Below are 21311 nucleotides of genomic sequence, written 5' to 3' on the forward strand. Positions count from 1 at the left end.
TTTCTGCCCCAACTTCGATCCGTGCCCCATCTAGTTGGGGCACGAGGCTCACATGGGGCTTACGCGCAGCTGCGCACCCAGCCTGTTGATAGATCTGCGCACATTCGGCGCTTCTATGGAAGCCTGTCCATACTCAGGACGGCCGACAGGGCGCCCATGCTCGACGTCGGGGCACAATCAATCGGCGCCACGGAAGCCGCGCCCTATGCTGGCCGGCCTATCTATCCGGCGAAAAACCCGGTCTCTCACCGGCTGGAGGATGCCCCCTCTGCCCTACCGGCGGCCCCGCATGCTGACGCCCATGCCGGCCTCTACGTCGCCGCTCACGTCTTGGCAGTTCACACCCATGCCAGCCCGCACGTCTCCGCCGACGTTGCCGCAGTTGACCTCCATCCCGGCCCGGACGTTGCCGCTCACGTCCCCGCAACGCACGGCCGCATCGCTGGTGACGGAGACCGGCGAGCCTTCCGTGATCTGCACCTCGATTACACCCTGCGCGGCTTCCTTGACCGTCTTGCCGTCGATCGTGATGCGGCCTCCCGAAATCGAGAGGTTGTTTCCGTCGAAACGCACGCCGTTGATGATGACTGCCATTGTCTGTTCCTCGCGTTCGAAATAGTTCCCGTCCGCCCAGGCCAAGCCAGAGCTAAGCGTCGACGTCAGCAAATCCGATGTCCTGACCAACCTCCGACGCGAAAGCCTCTCGGCAGTCGGCAAGATCCGGCATGATGTAGCACCAGCGCCGCCGGGCAGTGTCTTCGTGGTAGCGCTTCTGTCGACTGATGTTCGGCACGAGCTTGCGCATCTTCATGCCGAAGGCGATCTCTTCAGCCTTGCGCTTGATGCCGATCCGCTCGGATGCTTGGATGTAATCTTCGAAGAGCAATTCGCACGGCACTTCGGCCTGCCAGTACTCCTGCCCCTTGAGCGTGTTTCCTGCGTAGAGCCTCTGAACCCACCAGCTTTCGACCGAGTCGAGGGAGCGGAGTTTCTGCTCAAGCAAAGCCTCCGTCATCGGAATGCGACGGAGATTGATCTTGGAAAGGTCATAGCTGAGCAGATCATAGAGAAGGGCCTCCCTCCCCCCGTTGTCGAGCTCGGCGTCCAATTCCTTGAAATACTGATGGTTCTGAGCACACCGTGGGTTGATGTCGAGGACACAGAAGCGGCGCTCATCCTTACCGGCCGGGATCACCCAATCTTCGTTCGATGTCATCAGCAGACGAACGAAGTTGTCCAAACGGATCGGATCCACGCCCTTGGATTCGATCATTTGCGTTTTCGCTGTCACGAGGCTCTTGAGGCGGCCCTCGGCATTTTTATCGCCGGCCCAAACCGCTTCCTCAGCTTGCAGCAGAAGGCAGCTGGCCATGTGGGCGTTGAAGTTGCCCGTCACATACCGCGCATCATCCACCAGGAAGTAATGCGACGGGAACAAGCTTCCGATCGCCTCGCCGATCTTCGTCTTGCCGGTGCCCATCTTGCCCCGCATCACCAGGGCGGTACCGATCCTTTCCCGCGGCCGCTGAACGATGTGGGCGAACCATCCGAAAACCCAGGCGTACAGTTCCGCCGAGCCACCACAGCAATTGTTGAGGATGTGATCCCTCAGCACCGCATAGCCGTTGACCTTCGCTTTCGGCTCGACGGCAAAGCCACGCCAGAGATTGAGATAACCTTCTGCCCCGTCGACCAAGTCCGGATCTGGCTTAAACTCGATCCCGCGATACTGCCTCCGCTTTCGGCTTTGCAGCCACGCGGCCGCCCAGGTCACCGCTTTAATCTTGCCGTCGGGCCCGATGTACTCCGTTCGCGTATTGAGGAACCACGCACGGAACGCGTCGAGGGTCAGCACTCGAACGCGATCCTCAATCGGCCCGGTGCTCTGCTCGTGAACGATGACAGCCTTGGAACCCATCAGCACCAGTGCCCACTCGCGGTTCATCCGGGGCACGTCGAATCCCCATGCGCGCGGCACTGGCGTGTCGCCGCCGTCTCCCGCTTGGGTTGTCGCCTCGACGTCAATCACCTCGTCAGCGTCGTCAGCGCCAATCGGCTGCGCCTCATCGATCAGCCGGGCGATGTGCTGGTGCGGATCTTCAGACATGCCGGCCTACGCTACGAAAATCAGTGTCGAGAGGGGTTCTGTCGGACTGGTGAGCCGGGCGGTCACGGATACCCCCGACGCATCACGCGCAGCGCGCGCCACACCGCGGGCGGCGTCGTCTTGAGCCGAGCCGCCACAGCCCGCACCGGCATCTCGGTCGAGAGCGCTACAGCCACGCCGTAATCGAACCGGCGCGCCGCCCCCATCGGGGCGCTCACCCTCAGATGCCGCGTGTGCGCCCCTACCGTGACGTCAGTCACACCGTGGTCAGCCGCAATGCGTGCGCACGGCTCTCGGTCAAGGCGCCGCCGGGCGAACTCGCCGAGCATGGCTGGAGTGACCTTCTTCATGCCGCAGCCCTTCTGAGTACGTCGTTGAAATCCTCGCCCGTCGGCGCCCAGGCCACGCGCACGTCGAGATCCGGACGGCCCGCAAGGAAGCGGCGGGCAGCGCGCGTCAGGGCCGTCTTGGTCGTGAAGTGATCGCTGTCCCCGTCGCCCAGCAGCCAGATCCGCTGCACACTCGCGGGAATCGGCAGGCCGGGCCGGCTCAGGTCGGGCATGGGGCCCGGCACCTTCCGCGCACGCTCGCGGCCGAGCGCATCCACCAAGCGCTGGCTGGGATGCTTGACGCTCTCGGTCGCCGGACCGGCGATGTTCACTAGGCTGTAGGCCGACCAGAACGCCGCTCCGGGCAGGTACTCCCAATTCCGAGCCGACAGCGCACGCCACACCGACAGGGTGGTTTCGTTCCCCTCGCCCACGACGAGGTCGGTGGCCGCAGCGCAGGGCACCAGCGGTATGTGTCCGCCGGTCGCCGAGCCACGCACCTTCTTCGCCGGCACGAGCTCGCCCGTAGCCGGGTCGGCGATCAGCACCTTCCCGCCTGGAGCCGAAAGGTCGATCCACGTGGCATGCAACCCCGCGAACCGGCCGCTCGGCCCAACGATGGCCCCTAAGAGCGCCGGGCCCCGATGCACGATCTCGGCCTTGGCTCCCCCGTCAGCGTACAGCGGGTGATCCGCAGCGCATCGGAGCGCGGCCATGGGTGGCAGCGTCAGACCCCGAAGCGCGAGGTATGCCTCAGCGGGCGAGCCGGGCACCGGGCCGGCACCGCTCCACGCCTCCCAACATTTCCGGCGCTCTCGCTCCCGGAAGCGCGCCTGCTCCTGCTCTTTCGCCTCGGAGATGCGCGCGCGAGCGGCGGCACGCTTTGCCAGCGCGGCCTCGCGGACCGCGCGCGCCTCCGGCGTTTCACCCTCACGTCGGCCAGGGGCAGGCCGACCGGTGAGGATCTCGCACGCCACGTTGAAGTCGCATGCTTCGAGGTAGCGCGTCAGCGCGATCACGTCCCCACCCTGGCCAGAGCCACGGCAGACGAAGACCCCCTTCCGGAGATTGATCGCGAATCGATCCGTCCCACCGCACACAGGGCATGGGCCGACACGCTCGGCACCGGCGCCCTTGAGCCGAACTCCGCGGCGTTCGAGCGCCGTCTCGATCGGGACGGTGCGCGCTTCTGCTATCCACTCGTCACGGTCCAGGGACACGGGCAAGCTCCTGCGTTTGCGAGCGGGTGAGCGCGCGCGGCGGATGGGCATCGATCGACTGTGAGGCGAGCTCAGGCGGGCGGGACGGGCGCCGGGCCATTGCCCACCATCACCGGCCGCCCCGGCTCTCCAGAGCGGGCCGGGCCCGGCGCTCACATCCGGCCGCGAGGCCGATGAGCACGGCACCACAGCCAAGAGGCGCTCTGGCCAGGGAACGGAGAAGGCAGCCGATAAGAGCGAAGAGGATGCGACGCAGGCCGATCATGCCGGCCGCCTCAGCTGGGCCTGCAGCGCCGCGAGCCGCGCCTCGATGCGCGCCTGCTCCGCCCCGCGGGCTGATGCGTCGAGCCAGCCGGGCGGATCCCGCAACATCGCGCGCAGCAACTCCGGGCCGTAGCAGCACGCGAGCACGAGCACCGCGCGGCCATTCGGTAGCGCTACGCCTGCCAGCCACTTCTTCACGGTGTCGGCGGGAAGCCGCGTGCGTGCCGCAACGTGGATCGCCGTCTTCCCCGGATGCGCCGCGCGGAGAAACCGCACGAGGCCGTCACCGTCGACCTGTGCCGACCAATCCCGGTCTGCCTTCGGGAAAAAATGGTCCAAGGCCGCGCCAGACATTCCCGACCCGTCGGGGCACCGTGCGGAGGCTTCGGATCCAAACAGCCAATCGAGCACAGGAAACGGTGACGTGTCGGGCATCCAATCGAAGGACGGGGCCGAGAGGCCGGCAAGCGCATCGCCCGCCAAGGTCGACACCGACGCGTACACGTCGGTTGCGGAGCGCGAACCGGCGTCGAGCAGGCCCCATGCCCCGTCTACCGCCTCCGCGAGGCTGGGCAGTGAGAACCGGTCAAGCATGATCGGCTCCAGCACGTTGCCCGACGGTAAGGACGGTGATCCATTCGGCCACCGCCTCATCGTGAGCGAGAGAACGTGTATGTCCGAAACCGATCCGACCTTCCGACCCGCTGAGGGAACCCCCGAAACGAGCGGCTTCCAACTCCAGGTCGGACCCGGCGGCAAATGCCGCCTCATCCTCGGCGCGGCGGGGGCCGAGATCGCTATCTTGACCCTTTCCCCTGCAGACGCTGACCGGCTTGCGCACGAGTTGCGCGAGCGCCGCCATACCTATGAGAAGGCCAGCCAGAGCCAGGGCCGCTCGCGACACTGACATCAGCCGGCCCTCTGCTCGGACACGGGCGCGCGCCGAGCTCGACGCTGTCTCCCTTCTTCGAGCAGCCGATACAGAACGTCGAAGCTGATCCCCTTTGCCCGCCCGGCCTCGGAGTCGACGATCCTCTTGAAATAGTCAGCCGGGATGCTGTCGCGCGCCTTGAGCGTGCGAACGTGGCTCTCCGGTATGCCCATGACCTCGGCGGAGACCGGGATGCTGAGCGCATCAATGATGGCGCAAAACGACTTCATGGCGGTATCGCTACATCAGGTAGCGACACCGGTCAACACGGCACGTAGCGCTCCTGTCGCTACGCTACGTGGCATGGATGCGAAGAAGATCAGGAAGGAGCAGGGTCTCCGTCTGAAGGCCGCTCGGGCCGCGGCCGGCTACCGGTCGGCGCGAGATGCGGCCCTGCAGAACGAGTGGCCTGAGAGCTCGTATCGGGCGCACGAAGGTGGCACACGGACGATCGGCCAAGACGACGCCGAGCGCTATGCTGCGCGCTTCCGATTCGACGGCGTAGAAGTCACGGCGCGGGGTATCCTATTTGGCGATACTGACGCGCCCGCTCGAGCAATCGAAGGACAGAATATCGTCGGAGTGAAAGGATTGGTCAGCGCGGGCGGCTTGATAGAGACCGCGTCAGAGCAGCTGCCGGATGGCGCCGATTTGTACGAAATTTCCGTCCCATTCCCGGTCGAGGAAGGAACAATAGCCTTTCGTGTGAGCGGAACTTCGGGCTATCCAAAGTTTGACCCAGATGACATTGTGCTTTGCTCTAAGCACGGTGAAAACCCAGAGCGTCTTGTCGGGCTGTATGCCGTCGTTATGACCGGAACTGGCGACCGTTACCTGAAGCGAGTCCTTCAAGGTTCGAAAAAGGGCCGTTTCCATCTAGAAAGCTACAATGCGCCCCTGATCTCAGACGCGCGCATCAAATGGGCTTCGGGCATTATCAGCACCGTTCATGCCCGAAGCTGGTCGCAGATTTCTCGGGTTGCCGCCCAGGCCACAACCCAGGCTGCCGAGTAGAAGATCTAGAAAGGTATATCGTCCGTGATTTCTGGCGGGCACGCGCCATAAACGCCGACGGTGACAGGCCCTTCGGTCTCTCCAATATAGTCATCGCCTCTGAGCAGATATGCTACCGCGCCGCGATCCTCTTTCCCCATGCAACTCTGCTCTGCCTTGGCGAGAGCCTCCTGTAGCGTTTTGCACGGGACAGATCGGCCCGCATTGAAATTGCCCGCTGGCATCTTTCTGAACGTCTGCATGGCATAGCGCTCGGCACTGGACATAGGGCTCCTCCAGAACGACGCCGGATCATCAGCCCCAACAATGGAACATATCAAGAACGAAATTTCGGCTACCTGTGGACGAATGTGGAAAGACCGATACGTCCTGCGGTTTAGCCACGACCGCGCGAGCGGCAATCGCTACATGGCGTATTGACTAAGATCGCTACAACCCGTAGCGATATGGCTCGTCGCGCCGCGATGGAGCCCTCCGATGTCGCCATACCTGACACCGCCCACACCCGCGCACGTTCGCGCCGCTCTCGTCGCGCATCTCTCCAGAAAGCTCGGTTGGTGCGATCGAACCGCGAGCCACATCCTCGGTCCGTTGAGCAACAGCGAGATCGCGCGCTGCCTAGCTGAGGATCCCCATCAGACGCGCCGAGCGCTTTGGGACCGTTCCTGCGCGGCCATCGCCGCTGCGCGGGCCGCCTGAGATGGGCGCCGTCGTCATCTGCGGCGTTGTGCTGCCGGTCTTCGCCTTCTGCATCGCGTGGGGCACCGGCCACCACTTCTTCGGGCGGCCGGCCTGATGTCGGAGCCTGCCCACTTCACTCTGGCGGGCCAGCCCGCAGCCTATCCGCGTCTCTGCCGCATCGAGGCAGAGACGCGCCTTGCTTTGGCGACACTCTGCCAGTGCCGGGCCGCCCTGCGCCTCGGCGAGATCGGTCTCGCGCGGCTGCTGATCGGGTCCGTCGCGGTCCAGGCAGGACGCGCGCCCTCATTCCTCGCCGCCCGCCTTCTGCGCGAGTTGCCGCAGCTGCACTGCGCCCTGGCGGTGGCCGAGAGCCTGTCCCAACCACCGGAGCCCCAGCGCCCATGATCCTCTCTACCACGGACGAAATTCTCGGCGCCCTGGAGCGCGGAGATCTGTCGAAGGATCTCGCTCAGTCCATCCGCAACGTCCTGCAGGCCCTCGTCGACGCCGACGGCGGCAAGGGCGGCGTGACGCTGAAGCTCAAGATCACCGCCAAGGGCGAGATGGTCTCGTTCAAGGCCGACATCGTCGAGCAGCTGCCACCGAAGGAGCGGCGCACGTCGACCTTCTTCGTCACGGGCGATGGCCGGCTGTCGCTGCAGCACCCCGATCAGGTCGAGATGTTCCGGAGCGGCGACCGCCGCCGGGACGCCACTGACCTTACCCCCGCGCATCGCGCCTAGAAGAGGTCATCACCATGGAACAGGACAAAGTCGTCGGCGAGGCGCTCGCTCCGGCACAGCCGCCAGTCTTTTGGCAGCTGACCGGCTCGGCCATCGCTCCCGTCGCGGAGTTGGCGCGTCAAGCCTCGGCGCGGGTCGAGTTTCTCGAGATCCCGGCCGAGGCGCTTCCCGTCTCCGCCCTACTCGGCGCCCCGCACCTTAGCGTGCGGATCGGCGCTGACGGGAAGCCGGAGGTTCAGAGCCTTAAGGCCGAGATCGACGCCTACCGCACGAAGCCGGCCTTCCGCGAAGGGACGGCCACCGCCACCACCGCCCATTCGTTCACCGACTTGGTGAATCGGCACGCCAACGCCGACACGGCGATCTTCGTGGATGCCAACTGGCGCGCCCCGAAGCTCACCGCCGTGATTGACTATCATGCTATCGCCGCCGAGGCGCCGGACCATGGCGCTGATCACCTCGGGCGGGAGAGCAGCGCGGATGGCGAGGATCCGCACGCTCGCTTCGGACGCCACCGCATCGTCTACGCCTTCCCGCTGTCCGAGCCATGGAAGATCTGGACGGCGAGCGACGGCAAGTTCATGACACAGGCGGATTTCGCCCAGTTCATCGAAGATCACGTTCACGAACTCGCCTCGCCGCTTCCGAACGGGCAAGACGAGACACTCTGGCGGGACCTGTTCAAGACCACGATCGCCTCGCCGTCCGACATGGTCGACTTGGCTCGCGGCCTGGACATCAAGGTCGGTGCGGCAGTCAAGAACCGCGTTCGTCTGGCCACCGGTGAGACCAGCTTCCAGTTCGAGACGGTACACACTGACAGCGAAGGCAGGGAGCTGACTGTCCCCGGTCTGTTCATCCTGTCGGTGCCGATCTTCTACCGCGACGAGGCCGCACGCATCCCCGTCCGCCTCCGGTATCGCGTCCAGAATGGCGCGATCACCTGGGCCTATCAGATGCACCGGCCCGACGAGTTCGTGGACAACACCGTCCGCGAGAACGTGGACCAGATCGCCGCCAACACAGGGCTTCCTGTCTACGACGGCGCCCCCGAGGCCAAGTAGCCCGCCGGCCGCCAGCACCCGACAGCGGCCGCGGCGCCCGCCGCCGCGGCCATCACCGGCCCTTCGTATCCTCCCGCTCGGATCATTCGATGCAGTTCACGGTCGACCGCGCTGCCTTCGTTCGCGCCCTCATCGTCACGGCGCGCGTGGTCGAGCGCCGAAACACGATCCCGATCCTGTCCAACCTGCGGCTCGATGCGAGCGACGGGCGGGTGACCATTAAAGGCACAGATCTCGACATCGAGGCATCGAGCGCCTGCGCTGCCGTCGTCGACGAGCCCGGCGCCATCACTGTACCGGCCAAGACGGTCGAAGATATCGCCCGGAAGCTTCCGGACGGCGCCCAGATCAACGTCGACACGTCGAAGGCCGGCGCGCTCGTCCTCAAATCCGGTCGCGCCCGCTTCTCGGTTCCGACCCTCCCAGCCGACGACTATCCGGATTTCAGCGCTGGAGAACTGCACCATCACTTCAGCTTCCCGGTGAGTGACGTCATCCGCATGGTCGCGGAATGCAGTTTTGCGATCTCGACTGAAGAGACGCGGTACTATCTGAACGGCATATTTCTGCACGCCCCAGCGGAGCTCGACCGTCACGAAGGGCTGCGGGCCGTGGCGACCGACGGCCATCGGCTGGTGCGCTTGTCGCTTCCCCGTCCCGTGGGAGCCGAAGGCATGCCCGGCCTCATCCTGCCGCGCAAGCTGGTGACCGAGCTCGGCAAGCTCTCGAACGTCGAGGGCGAAGCCATGTTCGAGGTCGGCGTCTCGGCGACGAAGGTCCGCTTCGCCAGGGGCGACAACGTTCTCGTCAGCAAGGTGATTGACGGCACCTTTCCAGACTACGGCCGGGTGATCCCGGAGGCCAATCCGAACGTCGTGGCGGTGGCCGGCGCCGAGCTCGCGGCGGCGGTGGATCGCGTCGCCTCGGTCTCATCCTCGCGCACCCGAGCCGTGAAGCTCACGGTCGAGGAAAGCCGGATCGGCGTATCGCAGCGCGACCCGGATTGCGGTGCAGGCGACGACGAGGTGGACGCCGCGCTCGACGGGAAGCCGGTCGAGATCGGGTTCAACGGCAAGTATCTCGGCGAGATCCTCAGCCTGCTCGACGCTGAGACGGTCGAGATGGCGCTCGCCGACCCCGGCAGCCCCGCAGTCCTCACCCGGAAGGGTGACGAGGCGCTGCTTGTCGTTCTCATGCCGATGCGGTGCTGATCATGGCGCGATGCCCGAACGCCGAGCGTCAGCTTATGGACGCCTTCACCCGCGAGCTCCGGGACCATCCCTCAGCCATGGCGGTGGCTGGAGTCATTGAGGTTCACGAGGACGGAGGCGGCTACCGGGTCGCCGTCGGCTTCGTGGACAACGATCCGGTCACGCTCGCAGCCCTGGCGCAAGCCTGCCTTGAACGGGCGGCCGACCAGATGGTGACCCTGCGCCTCGCCGCAGGCTTTCCCGAGCTCTGGGAGAACATCGAGCGAGCCAAGGCGGCTCTCTGCCTCGTGCAGCCGGGGACGCCGTCATGACCCCCGAGGCCCTGCGAGCCCGCCGCATCGAGCTCTCCGGCGCCTACGCGCGCGCTCGGCGCCAGCACCAAGGGCAGGCCCGCGCGTCCGAGCGCCTTCGCGAGGCGACCACGGCCCTGCTCAAGGCCGAGGTCCAGAGGGCGAGGCCGCGCCGCGGGCGGCCGCCGAGCCCGCGTCCCGTCAATCCTGACCTGTTCGAGGAATCACGCCCATGACGGCCCCATCGCTGCTGCAGGCCGCTCGCACGGCTACCGACCGCGCCGCTCGCACTCGCCTGATGGCGGAGACGATGCAGCACCATCAGTCCGGCCCCGAGGGAGCATGCACCTTCGGCCACCTGATGGCCGCAGGCTTCACCCCGGCCGAAGTCGAGGTCTACCGGGACGACGCGCGAGCCCTGCTCTCAGGCCGCCGCCTCATCGTCCTCGCCAAGCCGCCCGGTCGCGCCGAAGGGCGGGCCCTCGTGCGGCAGGCGCAAGCAATCCGCAAACATGCAGGAGGTCGGTGATGGTGATGGGTACGATTATCTTCAGCTTCGGTGCCAGCTTCGGAGTTATCTTCGGCATCATGTTGATGTGCGTCTTCACCAATACGAAGCGGGGTGCTTGATGAGAAGCCTGCCGCTCACTGATGTCACGCGCCGCATGGCTCCGCCGCCCGACTGGAATCACGAGCGGGATGGCATTTGCCACACGCTGGAGATTTGCGACCGCGACGGCTGGATGATTTCGGCGTGGGAGCTCAGCCCCGCTGAACTGGCTCGATTGCAGAGCGGCGCGCCGTTGTTACTGCATATTCAGGGCAGCACTCATCCCGTGGTTGCTCTGTCAATTGGAGGCGAAGGCTAATGTTGGGGACGGCCCGCAATACTGTCGCGAAATCAAGCGGATCTGAGCGCCGCGGCGACTGGATGCAGACCTATCTGGGCCTGCGTTTCTGGCCACTCGACCCGCGCCCTGAGGACGTCATGTTCCGGGACATCGCGCACGCTCTGGCTATGCAGTGCCGCTACGGCGGCCACAGCATGCGCTTCTACTCGGTCGCCGAGCATAGCGTCTTGCTCGCGCGATGGGCCCTTGCCCATGGCGCTGGCAGCATCGGCGAGCGCCGGATCCTCGCCCTGTGGCTCCTGCTGCACGATGGCGGCGAGGCGTACGTCTCCGACATGATCAGGCCGCTCAAGAGGCACATGCCGGAGTTCAGACAGATCGAGGACGGGATCACCTGGGCAATCTATGAGCGCTACGGGTTGGATCCGGCCATGGAACCCCGCGAGGTCAAGGAGCTAGACAACCGGATCCTGATCGATGAGCGGGCGCAAGCGATGCGCCACACGCCCGAAAAATGGAACTTCGGCGGCGAGACCGAGCCACTCGGTGTCACGCTGCAGTTCTGGTCCCCGGAGCGAGCCGAAGACGAGTTTCTCGCGACCTTCCACCTTCTCGCGAAGGATGGTGCCCGTGGCTGAGAACAGCAAGATCGAGTGGACCCACCACACGATGAACTTCTGGCTCGGCTGCACCGCGCTGAGCCCGGCGTGCAACCATTGCTATGCAGAGGTATGGGCGAAGCGCACCGGCAACGCGGACCTGTGGCAGGGCGAGCGCCGCCGCACCAGCGCTGCGCTGTGGCGCCAGCCAGCGAAATGGGACGCTGCCTGTGCCTCAGCCGGCATCCGCCAGCGGGTGTTCACCAACTCGCTCGCCGACTTCTTCGACAACCAAGCTCGCGAGGATTGGCGGAGCGACGCGTGGGTGACGATCCACCAGACGCCGCATCTCGACTGGATGATCCTCACCAAGCGGCCGGAGAACATCCGGAAGATGTTGCCCGGCGGCGATACCTTCCGGTTGCAGCCGTGGGGCGACGGTTGGGCGAACGTTTGGCTCGGCACGACGATCGAGGATCGGGCGCGTCTGCACCGCCTCGACAAGCTGCGGGCCGTTCCCGCCGCGGTCCGCTTCCTGTCGATCGAGCCGCTGCTGGAGGACCTCGGCGAGCTGGACCTGTCCGGCATCCACCTCGTGATCGTCGGCGGCGAGAGCGGCCCGAAGTCCCGCCCGATGCACCCGGCTTGGGTGCGTTCGCTTCGCGAGCAGTGCGCCGTCCAGGGCGTGCCCTTCTTCTTCAAGCAATGGGGCGAGTGGCAACCGCGCGAGTGGTGCCGAGATGGAGGCACGCACGCGATGCGGGCTTGGTCCGGGCAGATCTCGTTCCAGGCCATCCAGTCCCACCCCAACTCGATCGAGCGCGTGGGCGCAGGTCCGGAGTGGAGCGCGTTCGCCCGGGTCGGCAAGAAGGCCGCCGGCCGCCTACTCGACGGCGTCGAGCACAACGGATTTCCGGAGGTGCGACGGTGAGCTGTTACGTCGACCAGCCCATCTTCCCATTCGGCCGGATGATGATGTGCCACCTCTGGGCCGACAGCCTCGATGAGCTGATGGCGATTGTTGACCGCATCGGCGTCGATCGGAAGTGGATCCAGGGCCACCCGGATCTCTCTTTCGGCAAGCACCGCGACGCCTCGTGGGTCCACTTCGACATCGCCAAGAGCAAGCGCGCTCTCGCGATCCAGGCCGGCGCAGTTGAGACCGACCGCTACGGGGCAAGCTACTTCGACGCGCAACAGCGCGGGCGCACGAAGATGATCGCGGCCATTGAGGAACTACGCACCAAGGCCGGCACCCCTACAGACGGTATTCTTCGCCAGACAGAGCAACTCGATATAATGGTGGCGAAATGAAAGTCTGGGCCAAGACGAAAGAGTTCTTCGAAGGTAAATTCTTGGTCGTGAGGCGTGACGGCACGATTCCGGCTTGGCCGCATTTCGTCATGGGTGCGCGCGATCCAGCAGTTCCCGCCGCCCTTCGCTCCTACGCTGACGAGGCCGAACGCCTCGGCTTTGATCCGGAGTATGCCGCCAGCATTCGCGAGCTTGCCGACGATTTCGAGCGCTACCGGCTGGTGGAGGGACGCGGCGACGCGGACGCCGCGCCGCACCGGAAGGACGATCCGGCCGTGATCGCATTCATGTCCGGCCGGTCCCGGCGGGGCTACATCTGCGTTGAGCGCGACGAGCGCAACGTGGCCAAGTAGCGGGGAGCGCCACGTGCCACCAAGCGTACCCCGCGCACCCGAGATCCGATTCCGCGTGGATCCGATCTATGCTCCGGCCGATAAGGTCGCTCGCCGGATGTGCCTGACCCTCAGCCAGTTCACGGCGTGCCAAAGACGCCTGTTCGCCCGCGGCTTCCCTACCCCGGACGAAACCACCGGTATGTACGATCTTGAGGCGGTCGACCGGTGGCGCAAGCGTCAGCGCCCTGACCTATTCCCCGAGTTGACGGGCGGCGCCGCGCCTGTCGAAGTCGAGCGTCCACGTACCGATTGGGGCGCCGTCTTTGCCGAGGCCCAGAAGCGCAAGCGGAATGGTTGACCTGCCCCGGTACGTGAAGCCGTACCGAAAACCGAACGGCAGGGTCTTCTACTATTACGAGAAATTCCGGAACACACCGCGCGCTTGGCCGCGTTTCCGGATGCCATACGCGACGGACGAGCCTGCCTTCTGGAGGCTCTGCGAGCACCTCGAATCACTGACTGCCGAACAAGTCGACGGGCAATGGATCTGGGCGTGGCAGCCAGAGAGCGGCCGGCGGTATCCCATCCCAAGCCCACTGGCCGAAGCCGGCGCCGAGGCATTCTGCAGGGCCCTGGAGGACGCCGCCACGCAGGAGCGGCTGGGCGACGCCGTCCAGCGAAAAACCTTCGCGGCGCTCATAGCTGAGTACAAAGCCCATGCCGATTACGACGGTCTGAGCATCCTCACCAAGCGGGATTACGACCGCCACCTGCGCGAGATCGAAACCCTCTGGGGCGAGGCGCCCGTGGCCGAGATCACGACGGTTGACGCTCAGCGCGCTATCGATTCGCTTCAGTCGGCGCCAACCGTGGCGCGCTACTTCCGCGCCGTCCTTTCCCGCCTGATCGGGTTCGGCATCCCCCGCGGCTACAGCACCCACAACGTGGCCAAGCCGACCGAGAATGTCCGCCACGAGGCCGACCCTCACGAGCCCTGGCCAGATTGGGCGTTCGAGCTCTTCCTCGAACATGCGCGCCCCTCTCTTCACCTGCCGGTCCTGTCAGCCTTCTACACGGGGCAGCGGTCGATCGACGTCATCCCGATGGCGCGTCCGGCAGGCGGGGAAATCAGCCTCATCGCCCGCAAGACCGGAAAGACCGTCTGGCGGCCGATCCATTCCGAGTATGCCGACCTGATCACGCGCCTCGCGCCCGGCGAGAGCGAGCGTCTGCACATGCGCGAGGATGGCGAACCCTGGACGCTGGCCGGCTACCGGACCGCTTGGCAGCGCGAGCTCACCTCGGTGAACGCCAAGGGACAGCCGACCAGCGCAACGCCCGCGAAGAAGGCCGCCATGGCGCGGATCCGCGACGCCGGCCTCGTTTTCCACGGCCTGAGGAAGAACGCCGTCAACACGCTGCTGGAGGTCGGCTGCACCGAGGCCGAGGTCTCGGCGATCGTCGAGATGTCCGAGCAGATGGTGCGTCACTACGCACGCGATGTGAACAAGCGGCGGCTGGCGCGGAGCGGGACTGCGAAGATGGAAGCGGGTTGGTCCGAGACCCGCAAACAGATCTTCGGCAAGGCCCTGGAGCGCCCCGCATCCGCCTGAGTTTGGAAACCGGAGCCCGTATTTTGGAAACCGGAGCAGCCAGGAAACAGCCACCTAATCCCAAAATCGCAGTGTTTCCAGTGAGTTGGTGGTGAGCGCGCTGGGACTCGAACCCAGGACCTACAGATTAAAAGTCCGTTGCTCTACCAGCTGAGCTACGCGCTCGCGTCCCGGGCCGCGCGGCGGCCCGTCGGGGACGGCGCGTCCGCAATAGGTGAGCGGGCCCGGGGGGTCAACACGACGGAGGTGGACAACCCTCAGGCCGCGTCGCCGCGGGTCCGTTCGACGATGTCGCGGGCCTCGTTGAAAGCCGCGTCCGCGTCGAGCTCCGTGGTGTCGAGCCGGACCGCGTCGTCGGCCATGCGCAGGGGCGCGGCGCTGCGCGACGCGTCCCGAGCGTCGCGGGCCTCGATATCGGCCAGGATCGCCGCGAAGGTCGCGGCCTCGCCGCGGCCAGCCAGTTCCCGGTGGCGGCGGCGGGCGCGCTCCTCGGATGAGGCGGTGATGAACAGCTTCACCGAGGCCTCGGGGCAGACCACCGTGCCGATGTCGCGCCCATCGAGCACCGCCCCCTGCGGGTTGGCGGCGAAGCGGCGCTGCCACGCGAGCAGACCGGCGCGGACCTCGGGCACCGACGAGACGCGGGAGGCCGCCTCGCCCATCGCCCGCTCGCGCAGTCGCGGGTCTTCGAGCCGGCCGGCGTCGAGGGCCTGGGCAGCCCGCGCCGCGGCCGCGGCATCGTCCAGCGACAGGCCCGCATCGATGACCGCCAGCGCAACCGCCCGATAGAGGAGTCCGGTGTCGAGATGCGGCAGGCCGTAATGATCGGCCAGGCGCTTGGCGAGGGTGCCCTTGCCGGACGCGGCCGGTCCGTCGATCGCGATGACGAGCGGCATGGCGGTCACGCCCCGATCCGGCCGCCGAGGGCCTGCATGGTCGGAAGGAAGCTCGGGAAGCTCGTGGCGATCATCGCGCCGTCATCGACCGTGACCGGGTTCCGCGCCGCGAGTCCCATCACCAGGAACGCCATGGCGATGCGGTGATCGAGATGGGTCTCGACCGTCCCGCCGCCCGGCGCCGCGGCGCCGTCGCCCTCGACCACGAGGTCGTCGCCCTCGACCGTGTGGCGGACACCGTTGGCCGCCAGCCCGGCCGCTACGGCGGCGAGGCGGTCCGATTCCTTCACCCGCAGCTCGTGCAGGCCGCTCATCCGGGTCCGGCCCTCCGCGAAGCTCGCCGCCACCGCCAGCACCGGGTACTCGTCGATCATCGCGGGCGCCCGCTCGGCCGGCACGTCGACGCCGTTCAGGCGGCTCGCGCGCACGCGCAGGTCGGCCACGGTCTCGCCGCCCTCCTCCCGCTCGGCCACGCGCTCGATCTGCGCGCCCATCTCGAGGAGCGTCGTGATCAGCCCGATGCGCAGCGGGTTCATCATCACGCCCTCGATCACCACGTCGGAGCCGGGCACGATCAGCGCCGCCACCAGCGGGAACGCCGCCGAGGACGGGTCGGCCGGCACCACGACGTCGGTGCCGCGCAGGGTCGGCTGACCGGTCAGCGCGACCTTGCGGCCGTGGCCGCCCGGACCGTGCGGCTCGACGCTGACCGCGGCGCCGAACAGGCGCAGCATCCGCTCGGTGTGGTCCCGCGTCGCGGCCGCCTCGATCACGGTGGTGACGCCGGGCGCGTTGAGCCCGGCAAGCAGCACCGCCGACTTGATCTGCGCCGAGGCCGCCGGGGTCTCGTAGGTGATCGGGATCGCCTCCCTGGGGCCCCGCAGGGTCAGGGGAACCCGGCCGCCCTCCGCCTCAGACAGGACCTGCGTGCCCATCCGGGTGAGGGGGTCGAGGATGCGGCGCATCGGCCGCGAGCGGAGGGAGGCGTCGCCGTCGAAGGTCGCGGTCACCGGCTGTCCGCCGACCACGCCCATCATCAGCCGGGAACCCGTGCCGGCATTGCCGAAATCGAGCACGTCGGCCGGATCGCCGAGGCCGCCGATGCCGACGCCCTGGACCCGCCAGCGGCCCGGACCGAGGCGCTCGACGCCCGCCCCGAGCGCCTTCGCGGCGGCGGCGGTGCGCAGGACGTCGTCGCCCTCCAGCAGACCTTCGACCCGCGTCTCGCCCTGGCTGAGCAGGCCGAGGATCATGGACCGGTGCGAGATCGACTTGTCGCCGGGCGGGCGCAGGCGTCCGCGCAGCGGAGCGCCCGGCGCGGCGGTGAGGGGCTGGGGACTCGAATCGTGCGACACGGGACGTCCGTTCGGGCTCTGAGACGTGGGCCTGGATCCGGCGCGTCGCGCGGGCCTGCCGCGGCGCTGCAATCGGACGGTGAGATCGCCGCGCGGTTAACACGGGCACCGCCCGCCGTCATCCACCCGTCGCCCGCGCCGATCCCAGGCCGCGGAGCGCCGGCGCGCGCCGCCCCGAGCGCCCTGCGCGGGGTCGATTGACAGGGGCCGCCACCGCGACTAACGGGGCCCCTCCCCCGAGACAGTACTGACGACGAGGTGTCCGCCCGTGGCCCGACCGGAACTTGGCTTGAAGCGCCAGTGCATGAGCTGCGGCGCGAAGTTCTACGACCTCGCCCGCGATCCCGCCGTCTGCCCGAAATGCGGCGCGGTCTACCAAGCGGTCGCCACGTCCAGCCGTGCGGCGCCCCCGGCACTGTCGCGGGGGCCGGCCAACAACGACGATGAGGACGAGACGGACGAGAAGGGGCCGGAGATGGTCTCCCTCGACGAAGTCGAAGCCGCCGAGGACGACGCGGATCCGACGCCCGAGGACGACTCGGTCGAGGACGGGGACTCTTCGGACGACGACACCTTCTTGGAGGAAGAGGACGCCGGCGACGACGACGTCTCCGACCTGATCGACGGCGATATCGAGAACGACGAGGAGGGTTGAGGCGGCCTCCATACCCCCGACCCAGCCCCCCGCAGAAACCTCGGGCGGCAGCGAAAAAGGGGGTTGAGTCCGCGAGGCGAGCCGCCTATAGAACCGGCCTCGCCGGCCGCGACCCGGAACGGCGAGACCCCGCGGGACCCAAACCGCGGCGGGTGTTAAAGTGGGGCCTTAGCTCAGCTGGGAGAGCGCTTCCATGGCATGGAAGAGGTCATCGGTTCGATCCCGTTAGGCTCCACCATTCCACCCTTGCGTGACGCAGCCCTGTCGGGGATGCGGACCGCTGTTGAAAATATGGGGCCTTAGCTCAGCTGGGAGAGCGCTTCCATGGCATGGAAGAGGTCATCGGTTCGATCCCGTTAGGCTCCACCATTCCTCTCGCGCGCGACGCGGCCCTCTCGGGCCTCCGCCCCCGAGATCCTTCGGTCCTCTAGATTCGACACCGGGAGCCCAGGCGGTCGCCGCGCTCGTCAGCGGGTCAGGTGCCCGAGCGGCAGGGCGGTCGTGTACTTCACCTGCCCGAGCGCGAAGCTCGAGCGGATGTTGGCCACGCCGGGGATCCGCGTGAGGTGATCGAGGACGAGCTTCTGGTACTGGCCGAGATCCTCGACCACGACCCGGAGCATGTAGTCGGCCTCGCCGCTCATCAGGTAGCACTCCATCACCTCCGGTCGGCCGCGCACCGCCTCGTCGAACGCCTGGAGCGCGGCCTGGGTCTGCTTCTCCAGCGACACGTGGACGAACACGTTGACCGCGAGCCCGAGACTGAGCGGGTCGACCACCGCCACGCAGCCGCGGATCACGCCCGCCTCCTTCAGGTCGTTGACGCGGCGCCAGCACGGCGACGTCGACAGACCCACCCGTTCGGCGAGGTCCGCGACGCTGATCTCGCTGTCCTGCTGCAAGCATTCGAGGATGCGCAAGCTCGCGGCGTCGAGGGCGGCCGGACGTGCGGGCATGGGTTCGATCTCCGGTCTCCGGCCGCTGTGCGCAGCCACGGGCGCCGGATCGGGAGCAATGACCGGCGCGGCATGATTTGCCGCCTATAACCGGCATCGCGAAATATCAATCCGCGCAACGCGGCAACACAGCAAATAATCGGCATGTCCCGCCGCGGCGATCCCCGTATGATCGCGCTGAACAGGGAGGCCGCGCCGATGAACGCCATACCGCCGAAAGCCACGATCGCGCGGTCCGCCGAGGTGGATCACGACCCGGCCGAGACCCAGGACTGGCTCGCCGCGCTGGAATCCGTCTTCCGCACCGAGGGCGCGGCCCGGGCCCGGTTCATCCTCGACCGCCTGGAGCGGCGCTCGAAGGAGATCGGCATCCTCGACGAGGCCCTGCCCTACTCGCCCTACCGGAACACGATCGCGCTGGAGAAGCAGCCGCGCTACCCCGGCGACCTCGACATCGAGGAGCGCCTGACCTCGATCATGCGCTGGAACGCCCTCGCCATGGTGGTGCGCGCCAATATGGCCTACGGCGAGCTCGGCGGCCACGTGGCGAGCTACGCCTCGGCGGCGGAGCTGTTCGAGGTCGGGTTCAACCACTTCTTCAAGGGCGGCACGGACGGCGACCTCGTCTATTTCCAGCCGCACTCGGCGCCGGGCGTCTACGCCCGGGCCTTCCTCGAGGGCCGGCTCTCCGAGGAGCAGCTGAAGCACTACCGCCAGGAGATCGCCGGCGACGGCCTGTGCTCCTACCCGCATCCCTGGCTGATGCCGGATTTCTGGCAGGTCCCCACCGGCTCGATGGGCATCGGGCCGATCCACGCGGTCTACCAGGCCCGGTTCATGCGCTACCTCGGCGACCGGGGCCTCGCCGACACCGCCGGCCGCCACGTCTGGGGCGTGTTCGGCGACGGCGAGATGGACGAGCCCGAGTCGATCGGCGGCCTCGCGCTGGCGGCACGCGAGAATCTCGACAACCTGACCTTCGTCATCAACTGCAACCTGCAGCGGCTCGACGGGCCGGTGCGCGGCAACGGCCAGATCATCCAGGAGCTGGAGAGCCTGTTCCGCGGCGCCGGCTGGAACGTCATCAAGGTGCTGTGGGGCTCGGAGTGGGACGGGATCTTCGCCCGCGACACCAACCACGCCCTGCTGCGCCGCTTCGCCGAGACGGTGGACGGCAAGTACCAGACGCTCGGCGCCAAGGACGGCGCCTACAACCTCGCGCACTTCTTCGGCGAGGACCCGGAGGTGCGCGAGCTCGTCGCCCACATGTCGGATTCCGACGTCGACCGGCTGAAGCGCGGCGGCCACGACTTCCGCAAGCTCTACGCGGCCTTCGCGGCCGCCAAGGCCACCAAGGGCCGGCCGACGGTGATCCTGGCCAAGACCAAGAAGGGCTACGGCATGGGCGGCGCGGGCGAGTCGCGCATGACCGCCCACCAGGCCAAGAAGCTCGACGTCGACGCGCTGCGGGCGTTCCGCGACCGGTTCGCCCTGCCGCTGTCGGATGCCCAGGTGGAGGGTCTCGCCTTCTACAAGCCGGCCGAGGACGGCGCCGAGATGCGCTACCTGCGCGAGCGCCGGGAGACACTCGGCGGCGTCCTGCCGGCTCGCCGCCGCACCGCGCCGACCGTCGCGGTTCCGGCGCTCTCCACTTACGCGGGCTTCGCCCTGGAGGCCGGCGGCAAGGAGATGTCGACGACCACGGCGGTGGTGCGCCTGTTCGGCAACCTCCTGAAGCACAAGGATCTCGGGCCGCGCATCGTGCCGATCGTCGCCGACGAGGCGCGGACCTTCGGCATGGCCAACCTGTTCCGGCAGGTCGGGATTTACGCGCCGCAGGGGCAGCTCTACGAGCCGGAGGATGCCGGCTCCATGCTCTACTACCGCGAGGCCCGGGACGGGCAGCTATTGGAGGAGGGCATCACCGAGGCCGGGGCGATCTCGTCCTGGACCGCGGCGGCCACGTCCTACAGCGTCCACGGCCTGTCGATGCTGCCGTTCTACATCTACTACTCGATGTTCGGCTTCCAGCGGGTCGGCGACCTGATCTGGGCGGCGGCCGACCAGCGGGCCCGCGGCTTCCTGATCGGCGCCACGGCGGGCCGCACGACGCTCGGCGGCGAGGGCCTGCAGCATCAGGACGGATCGAGCCACATGCAGGCCGCCGCGATCCCGAACTGCCGGGCCTACGATCCGGCCTTCGCGTACGAGATGGCGGTGATCGTCGACCGGGGGGCCCGGGCGATGATGGAGGAGGGCGAGGACGCCTTCTACTACCTCACCGCGATGAACGAGAACTACGCCCAGCCCTCCATGCCGCAGGGAGCGGAGGCCGGGATCCTGAAGGGCATGTACCGCCTGTCGGGGCCTGAGGCGGGAAGCGCCGCCGTGCGCCTCCTCGGCTCCGGAGCGATCCTGCCGGAGGTGATCGCGGCGGCGGCGCTGCTCGCGCAGGATTTCGGCGTCGCGGCCGAGGTGTTCAGCGTGACGAGCTTCAGCGAGCTGGCCCGCGATGCCCGCGAGGCCGAGCGGCAGGCGATGCTCAACCCGGAGGCCGAGGCGCCGGTCAGCCACGTGGCGGCGCTGCTGCCGGGCCCGGCGCCCGTCGTCGCGGCGAGCGACTACGTCCGGGCCTACCCGCAGCTGATCGCCTCCTATGTCGGCGCGCGATTCGTCGCCCTCGGCACCGACGGGTTCGGGCGGAGCGACACCCGCAACGCGCTCCGCCGCTTCTTCGAGGTCGACCGGCAGCACGTCGTCGTCGCCGCCCTGCACGCCCTCGCCGAGGCCGGCACGGTGCCGCGTGCGACGGTGGCGGACGCGATCCGCCGCTACAGCATCGCGGCGGACGCGCCCGCGCCCTGGACGATCTGAGGCCGGGCG

Annotated in this window: 26 protein-coding genes and 3 tRNA genes; 19 read left to right on the plus strand and 10 right to left on the minus strand. The window is 67.4% G+C overall.

What is annotated here, in order from left to right; translation table 11 throughout:
- Positions 1-273 precede the first annotated feature (273 nt).
- The 5 genes from ME121_RS15590 to ME121_RS15610 all read right to left on the minus strand — a co-directional run bounded on the left by ME121_RS15590 (position 274) and on the right by ME121_RS15610 (position 4514).
- Positions 274-594: a hypothetical protein gene (locus tag ME121_RS15590; RefSeq protein WP_059409145.1), complete on the minus strand. Its 321-nt coding sequence runs from the start codon at positions 592-594 to the stop codon at positions 274-276.
- Positions 595-646: 52 nt separating this feature from the next.
- A complete protein-coding gene (locus ME121_RS15595; RefSeq protein WP_059409146.1) occupies positions 647-2107 on the minus strand; it encodes a primase-helicase family protein in 1461 nt (486 codons plus the stop codon).
- A gap of 62 nt (positions 2108-2169) precedes the next feature.
- Positions 2170-2457, minus strand: a complete 288-nt coding sequence (locus ME121_RS15600; protein WP_059409147.1) for a hypothetical protein — start codon at positions 2455-2457, stop codon at positions 2170-2172.
- The gene (locus ME121_RS15605) at positions 2454-3656 is read right to left on the minus strand and encodes a DUF7146 domain-containing protein (protein WP_059409148.1); all 1203 of its coding nucleotides are present in this window, start codon (positions 3654-3656) and stop codon (positions 2454-2456) included. The genes ME121_RS15600 and ME121_RS15605 overlap by 4 nt, the downstream gene beginning before the upstream one ends.
- Before the next feature lie 261 nt (positions 3657-3917).
- Positions 3918-4514, minus strand: a complete 597-nt coding sequence (locus ME121_RS15610; RefSeq protein WP_491892840.1) for a hypothetical protein — start codon at positions 4512-4514, stop codon at positions 3918-3920.
- On the opposite strand from ME121_RS15610, the gene ME121_RS15615 reads away from it, so the two are divergent.
- Positions 4513-4827, plus strand: coding sequence for a hypothetical protein (locus tag ME121_RS15615; protein ID WP_059409150.1), 315 nt, complete (start codon positions 4513-4515; stop codon positions 4825-4827). The genes ME121_RS15610 and ME121_RS15615 overlap by 2 nt on opposite strands.
- A 2-nt stretch (positions 4828-4829) precedes the next feature.
- Here ME121_RS15615 and ME121_RS15620 read toward each other — a convergent pair whose 3' ends face one another.
- Positions 4830-5081: a hypothetical protein gene (locus ME121_RS15620; RefSeq protein WP_059409151.1), complete on the minus strand. Its 252-nt coding sequence runs from the start codon at positions 5079-5081 to the stop codon at positions 4830-4832.
- Between the two features lie 73 nt (positions 5082-5154).
- Here ME121_RS15620 and ME121_RS33680 point away from each other — a divergent pair, with 73 nt between their 5' ends.
- The 14 genes from ME121_RS33680 (at position 5155) to ME121_RS15680 (ending at position 14566) form a co-directional block, all read left to right on the plus strand.
- Entirely contained in the window at positions 5155-5865 is a 711-nt protein-coding gene (locus ME121_RS33680; RefSeq protein WP_491892841.1) for a S24 family peptidase, read from the plus strand.
- A 795-nt stretch (positions 5866-6660) separates the two neighbouring features.
- Entirely contained in the window at positions 6661-6951 is a 291-nt protein-coding gene (locus ME121_RS15625) for a hypothetical protein (protein WP_059409152.1), read from the plus strand.
- A complete protein-coding gene (locus ME121_RS15630) occupies positions 6948-7289 on the plus strand; it encodes a YfdP family phage-associated protein (RefSeq protein ID WP_053608900.1) in 342 nt (113 codons plus the stop codon). The genes ME121_RS15625 and ME121_RS15630 overlap by 4 nt, the downstream gene beginning before the upstream one ends.
- Before the next feature lie 14 nt (positions 7290-7303).
- On the plus strand, positions 7304-8353 hold the full coding sequence (locus tag ME121_RS15635) for a DUF2303 family protein (RefSeq protein WP_059409153.1): 1050 nt from the start codon (positions 7304-7306) through the stop codon (positions 8351-8353).
- Between the two features lie 89 nt (positions 8354-8442).
- Positions 8443-9564: a DNA polymerase III subunit beta gene (dnaN, locus tag ME121_RS15640; protein WP_059409154.1), complete on the plus strand. Its 1122-nt coding sequence runs from the start codon at positions 8443-8445 to the stop codon at positions 9562-9564.
- A 35-nt stretch (positions 9565-9599) separates the two neighbouring features.
- Positions 9600-9875 carry a hypothetical protein gene (locus ME121_RS15645; RefSeq protein ID WP_491892842.1) on the plus strand — a complete coding sequence of 92 codons (276 nt, stop codon included), beginning with the start codon at positions 9600-9602 and terminating at the stop codon, positions 9873-9875.
- A 211-nt stretch (positions 9876-10086) separates the two neighbouring features.
- Positions 10087-10383: a hypothetical protein gene (locus tag ME121_RS15650; RefSeq protein WP_059409156.1), complete on the plus strand. Its 297-nt coding sequence runs from the start codon at positions 10087-10089 to the stop codon at positions 10381-10383.
- A 100-nt stretch (positions 10384-10483) separates the two neighbouring features.
- Positions 10484-10723: a hypothetical protein gene (locus tag ME121_RS33685; RefSeq protein ID WP_491892843.1), complete on the plus strand. Its 240-nt coding sequence runs from the start codon at positions 10484-10486 to the stop codon at positions 10721-10723.
- Between the two features lie 62 nt (positions 10724-10785).
- On the plus strand, positions 10786-11343 hold the full coding sequence (locus ME121_RS15655; RefSeq protein WP_059409157.1) for an HD domain-containing protein: 558 nt from the start codon (positions 10786-10788) through the stop codon (positions 11341-11343).
- Complete coding sequence (locus tag ME121_RS15660) at positions 11336-12235, plus strand: phage Gp37/Gp68 family protein (protein WP_059409158.1); 900 nt, start codon at positions 11336-11338, stop codon at positions 12233-12235. The genes ME121_RS15655 and ME121_RS15660 overlap by 8 nt, the downstream gene beginning before the upstream one ends.
- Positions 12232-12618: a DUF4031 domain-containing protein gene (locus ME121_RS15665; RefSeq protein ID WP_491892844.1), complete on the plus strand. Its 387-nt coding sequence runs from the start codon at positions 12232-12234 to the stop codon at positions 12616-12618. Before ME121_RS15660 ends, ME121_RS15665 begins: the two co-directional genes overlap by 4 nt.
- On the plus strand, positions 12615-12971 hold the full coding sequence (locus ME121_RS15670; RefSeq protein ID WP_491892845.1) for a hypothetical protein: 357 nt from the start codon (positions 12615-12617) through the stop codon (positions 12969-12971). Before ME121_RS15665 ends, ME121_RS15670 begins: the two co-directional genes overlap by 4 nt.
- Positions 12972-13026: 55 nt before the next feature.
- On the plus strand, positions 13027-13311 hold the full coding sequence (locus tag ME121_RS15675) for a hypothetical protein (protein WP_491892846.1): 285 nt from the start codon (positions 13027-13029) through the stop codon (positions 13309-13311).
- On the plus strand, positions 13304-14566 hold the full coding sequence (locus ME121_RS15680; RefSeq protein ID WP_059409161.1) for a site-specific integrase: 1263 nt from the start codon (positions 13304-13306) through the stop codon (positions 14564-14566). Before ME121_RS15675 ends, ME121_RS15680 begins: the two co-directional genes overlap by 8 nt.
- Before the next feature lie 89 nt (positions 14567-14655).
- Here the strand turns inward: ME121_RS15680 and ME121_RS15685 are convergent.
- The 3 genes from ME121_RS15685 to aroA form a co-directional block, all read right to left on the minus strand.
- Positions 14656-14731, minus strand: a tRNA-Lys gene (locus ME121_RS15685).
- 92 nt (positions 14732-14823) lie between these two features.
- Positions 14824-15462 carry a (d)CMP kinase gene (gene cmk / locus ME121_RS15690; RefSeq protein ID WP_059409170.1) on the minus strand — a complete coding sequence of 213 codons (639 nt, stop codon included), beginning with the start codon at positions 15460-15462 and terminating at the stop codon, positions 14824-14826.
- A 5-nt stretch (positions 15463-15467) separates the two neighbouring features.
- Positions 15468-16817: a 3-phosphoshikimate 1-carboxyvinyltransferase gene (gene aroA, locus ME121_RS15695; protein ID WP_012322503.1), complete on the minus strand. Its 1350-nt coding sequence runs from the start codon at positions 16815-16817 to the stop codon at positions 15468-15470.
- Between the two features lie 268 nt (positions 16818-17085).
- On the opposite strand from aroA, the gene ME121_RS15700 reads away from it, so the two are divergent.
- The 3 genes from ME121_RS15700 to ME121_RS15710 all read left to right on the plus strand — a co-directional run bounded on the left by ME121_RS15700 (position 17086) and on the right by ME121_RS15710 (position 17841).
- Complete coding sequence (locus ME121_RS15700; RefSeq protein WP_012322502.1) at positions 17086-17472, plus strand: TIGR02300 family protein; 387 nt, start codon at positions 17086-17088, stop codon at positions 17470-17472.
- A gap of 162 nt (positions 17473-17634) precedes the next feature.
- Positions 17635-17710 (plus strand) — tRNA-Ala (locus ME121_RS15705).
- A gap of 55 nt (positions 17711-17765) precedes the next feature.
- Positions 17766-17841, plus strand: a tRNA-Ala gene (locus ME121_RS15710).
- Between the two features lie 98 nt (positions 17842-17939).
- Here the strand turns inward: ME121_RS15710 and ME121_RS15715 are convergent.
- Entirely contained in the window at positions 17940-18428 is a 489-nt protein-coding gene (locus ME121_RS15715) for an Lrp/AsnC family transcriptional regulator (protein WP_012322501.1), read from the minus strand.
- A gap of 198 nt (positions 18429-18626) precedes the next feature.
- Between ME121_RS15715 and mdeB the strand changes: the two genes are divergently transcribed.
- A complete protein-coding gene (mdeB, locus tag ME121_RS15720) occupies positions 18627-21302 on the plus strand; it encodes an alpha-ketoglutarate dehydrogenase (protein WP_059409171.1) in 2676 nt (891 codons plus the stop codon).
- The last annotated feature ends 9 nt before the right edge of the window (positions 21303-21311 follow it).

Origin of the sequence: Methylobacterium sp. ME121, from assembly GCF_000974725.1 — a bacterium.
In the GTDB taxonomy this organism is placed as follows: Bacteria; Pseudomonadota; Alphaproteobacteria; order Rhizobiales; family Beijerinckiaceae; genus Methylobacterium; species Methylobacterium radiotolerans.

Coding starts and splice junctions, on each gene's coding strand:
- dnaN (WP_059409154.1), top strand. CDS start 8,443: ATGCAGTTCACGGTCGACCGCGCTGCCTTCGTTCGCGCCCTCATCGTC.
- ME121_RS15715 (WP_012322501.1), bottom strand. CDS start 18,428: ATGCCCGCACGTCCGGCCGCCCTCGACGCCGCGAGCTTGCGCATCCTC.
- ME121_RS15635 (WP_059409153.1), top strand. CDS start 7,304: ATGGAACAGGACAAAGTCGTCGGCGAGGCGCTCGCTCCGGCACAGCCG.
- ME121_RS33680 (WP_491892841.1), top strand. CDS start 5,155: ATGGATGCGAAGAAGATCAGGAAGGAGCAGGGTCTCCGTCTGAAGGCC.
- ME121_RS15595 (WP_059409146.1), bottom strand. CDS start 2,107: ATGTCTGAAGATCCGCACCAGCACATCGCCCGGCTGATCGATGAGGCG.
- mdeB (WP_059409171.1), top strand. CDS start 18,627: ATGAACGCCATACCGCCGAAAGCCACGATCGCGCGGTCCGCCGAGGTG.
- ME121_RS15625 (WP_059409152.1), top strand. CDS start 6,661: ATGTCGGAGCCTGCCCACTTCACTCTGGCGGGCCAGCCCGCAGCCTAT.
- cmk (WP_059409170.1), bottom strand. CDS start 15,462: ATGCCGCTCGTCATCGCGATCGACGGACCGGCCGCGTCCGGCAAGGGC.
- ME121_RS15590 (WP_059409145.1), bottom strand. CDS start 594: ATGGCAGTCATCATCAACGGCGTGCGTTTCGACGGAAACAACCTCTCG.
- ME121_RS15680 (WP_059409161.1), top strand. CDS start 13,304: ATGGTTGACCTGCCCCGGTACGTGAAGCCGTACCGAAAACCGAACGGC.
- ME121_RS15615 (WP_059409150.1), top strand. CDS start 4,513: ATGATCGGCTCCAGCACGTTGCCCGACGGTAAGGACGGTGATCCATTC.
- ME121_RS15620 (WP_059409151.1), bottom strand. CDS start 5,081: ATGAAGTCGTTTTGCGCCATCATTGATGCGCTCAGCATCCCGGTCTCC.
- ME121_RS33685 (WP_491892843.1), top strand. CDS start 10,484: ATGAGAAGCCTGCCGCTCACTGATGTCACGCGCCGCATGGCTCCGCCG.
- ME121_RS15650 (WP_059409156.1), top strand. CDS start 10,087: ATGACGGCCCCATCGCTGCTGCAGGCCGCTCGCACGGCTACCGACCGC.
- ME121_RS15630 (WP_053608900.1), top strand. CDS start 6,948: ATGATCCTCTCTACCACGGACGAAATTCTCGGCGCCCTGGAGCGCGGA.
- ME121_RS15655 (WP_059409157.1), top strand. CDS start 10,786: ATGCAGACCTATCTGGGCCTGCGTTTCTGGCCACTCGACCCGCGCCCT.
- ME121_RS15670 (WP_491892845.1), top strand. CDS start 12,615: ATGAAAGTCTGGGCCAAGACGAAAGAGTTCTTCGAAGGTAAATTCTTG.
- ME121_RS15610 (WP_491892840.1), bottom strand. CDS start 4,514: ATGCTTGACCGGTTCTCACTGCCCAGCCTCGCGGAGGCGGTAGACGGG.
- ME121_RS15645 (WP_491892842.1), top strand. CDS start 9,600: ATGGACGCCTTCACCCGCGAGCTCCGGGACCATCCCTCAGCCATGGCG.
- ME121_RS15600 (WP_059409147.1), bottom strand. CDS start 2,457: ATGAAGAAGGTCACTCCAGCCATGCTCGGCGAGTTCGCCCGGCGGCGC.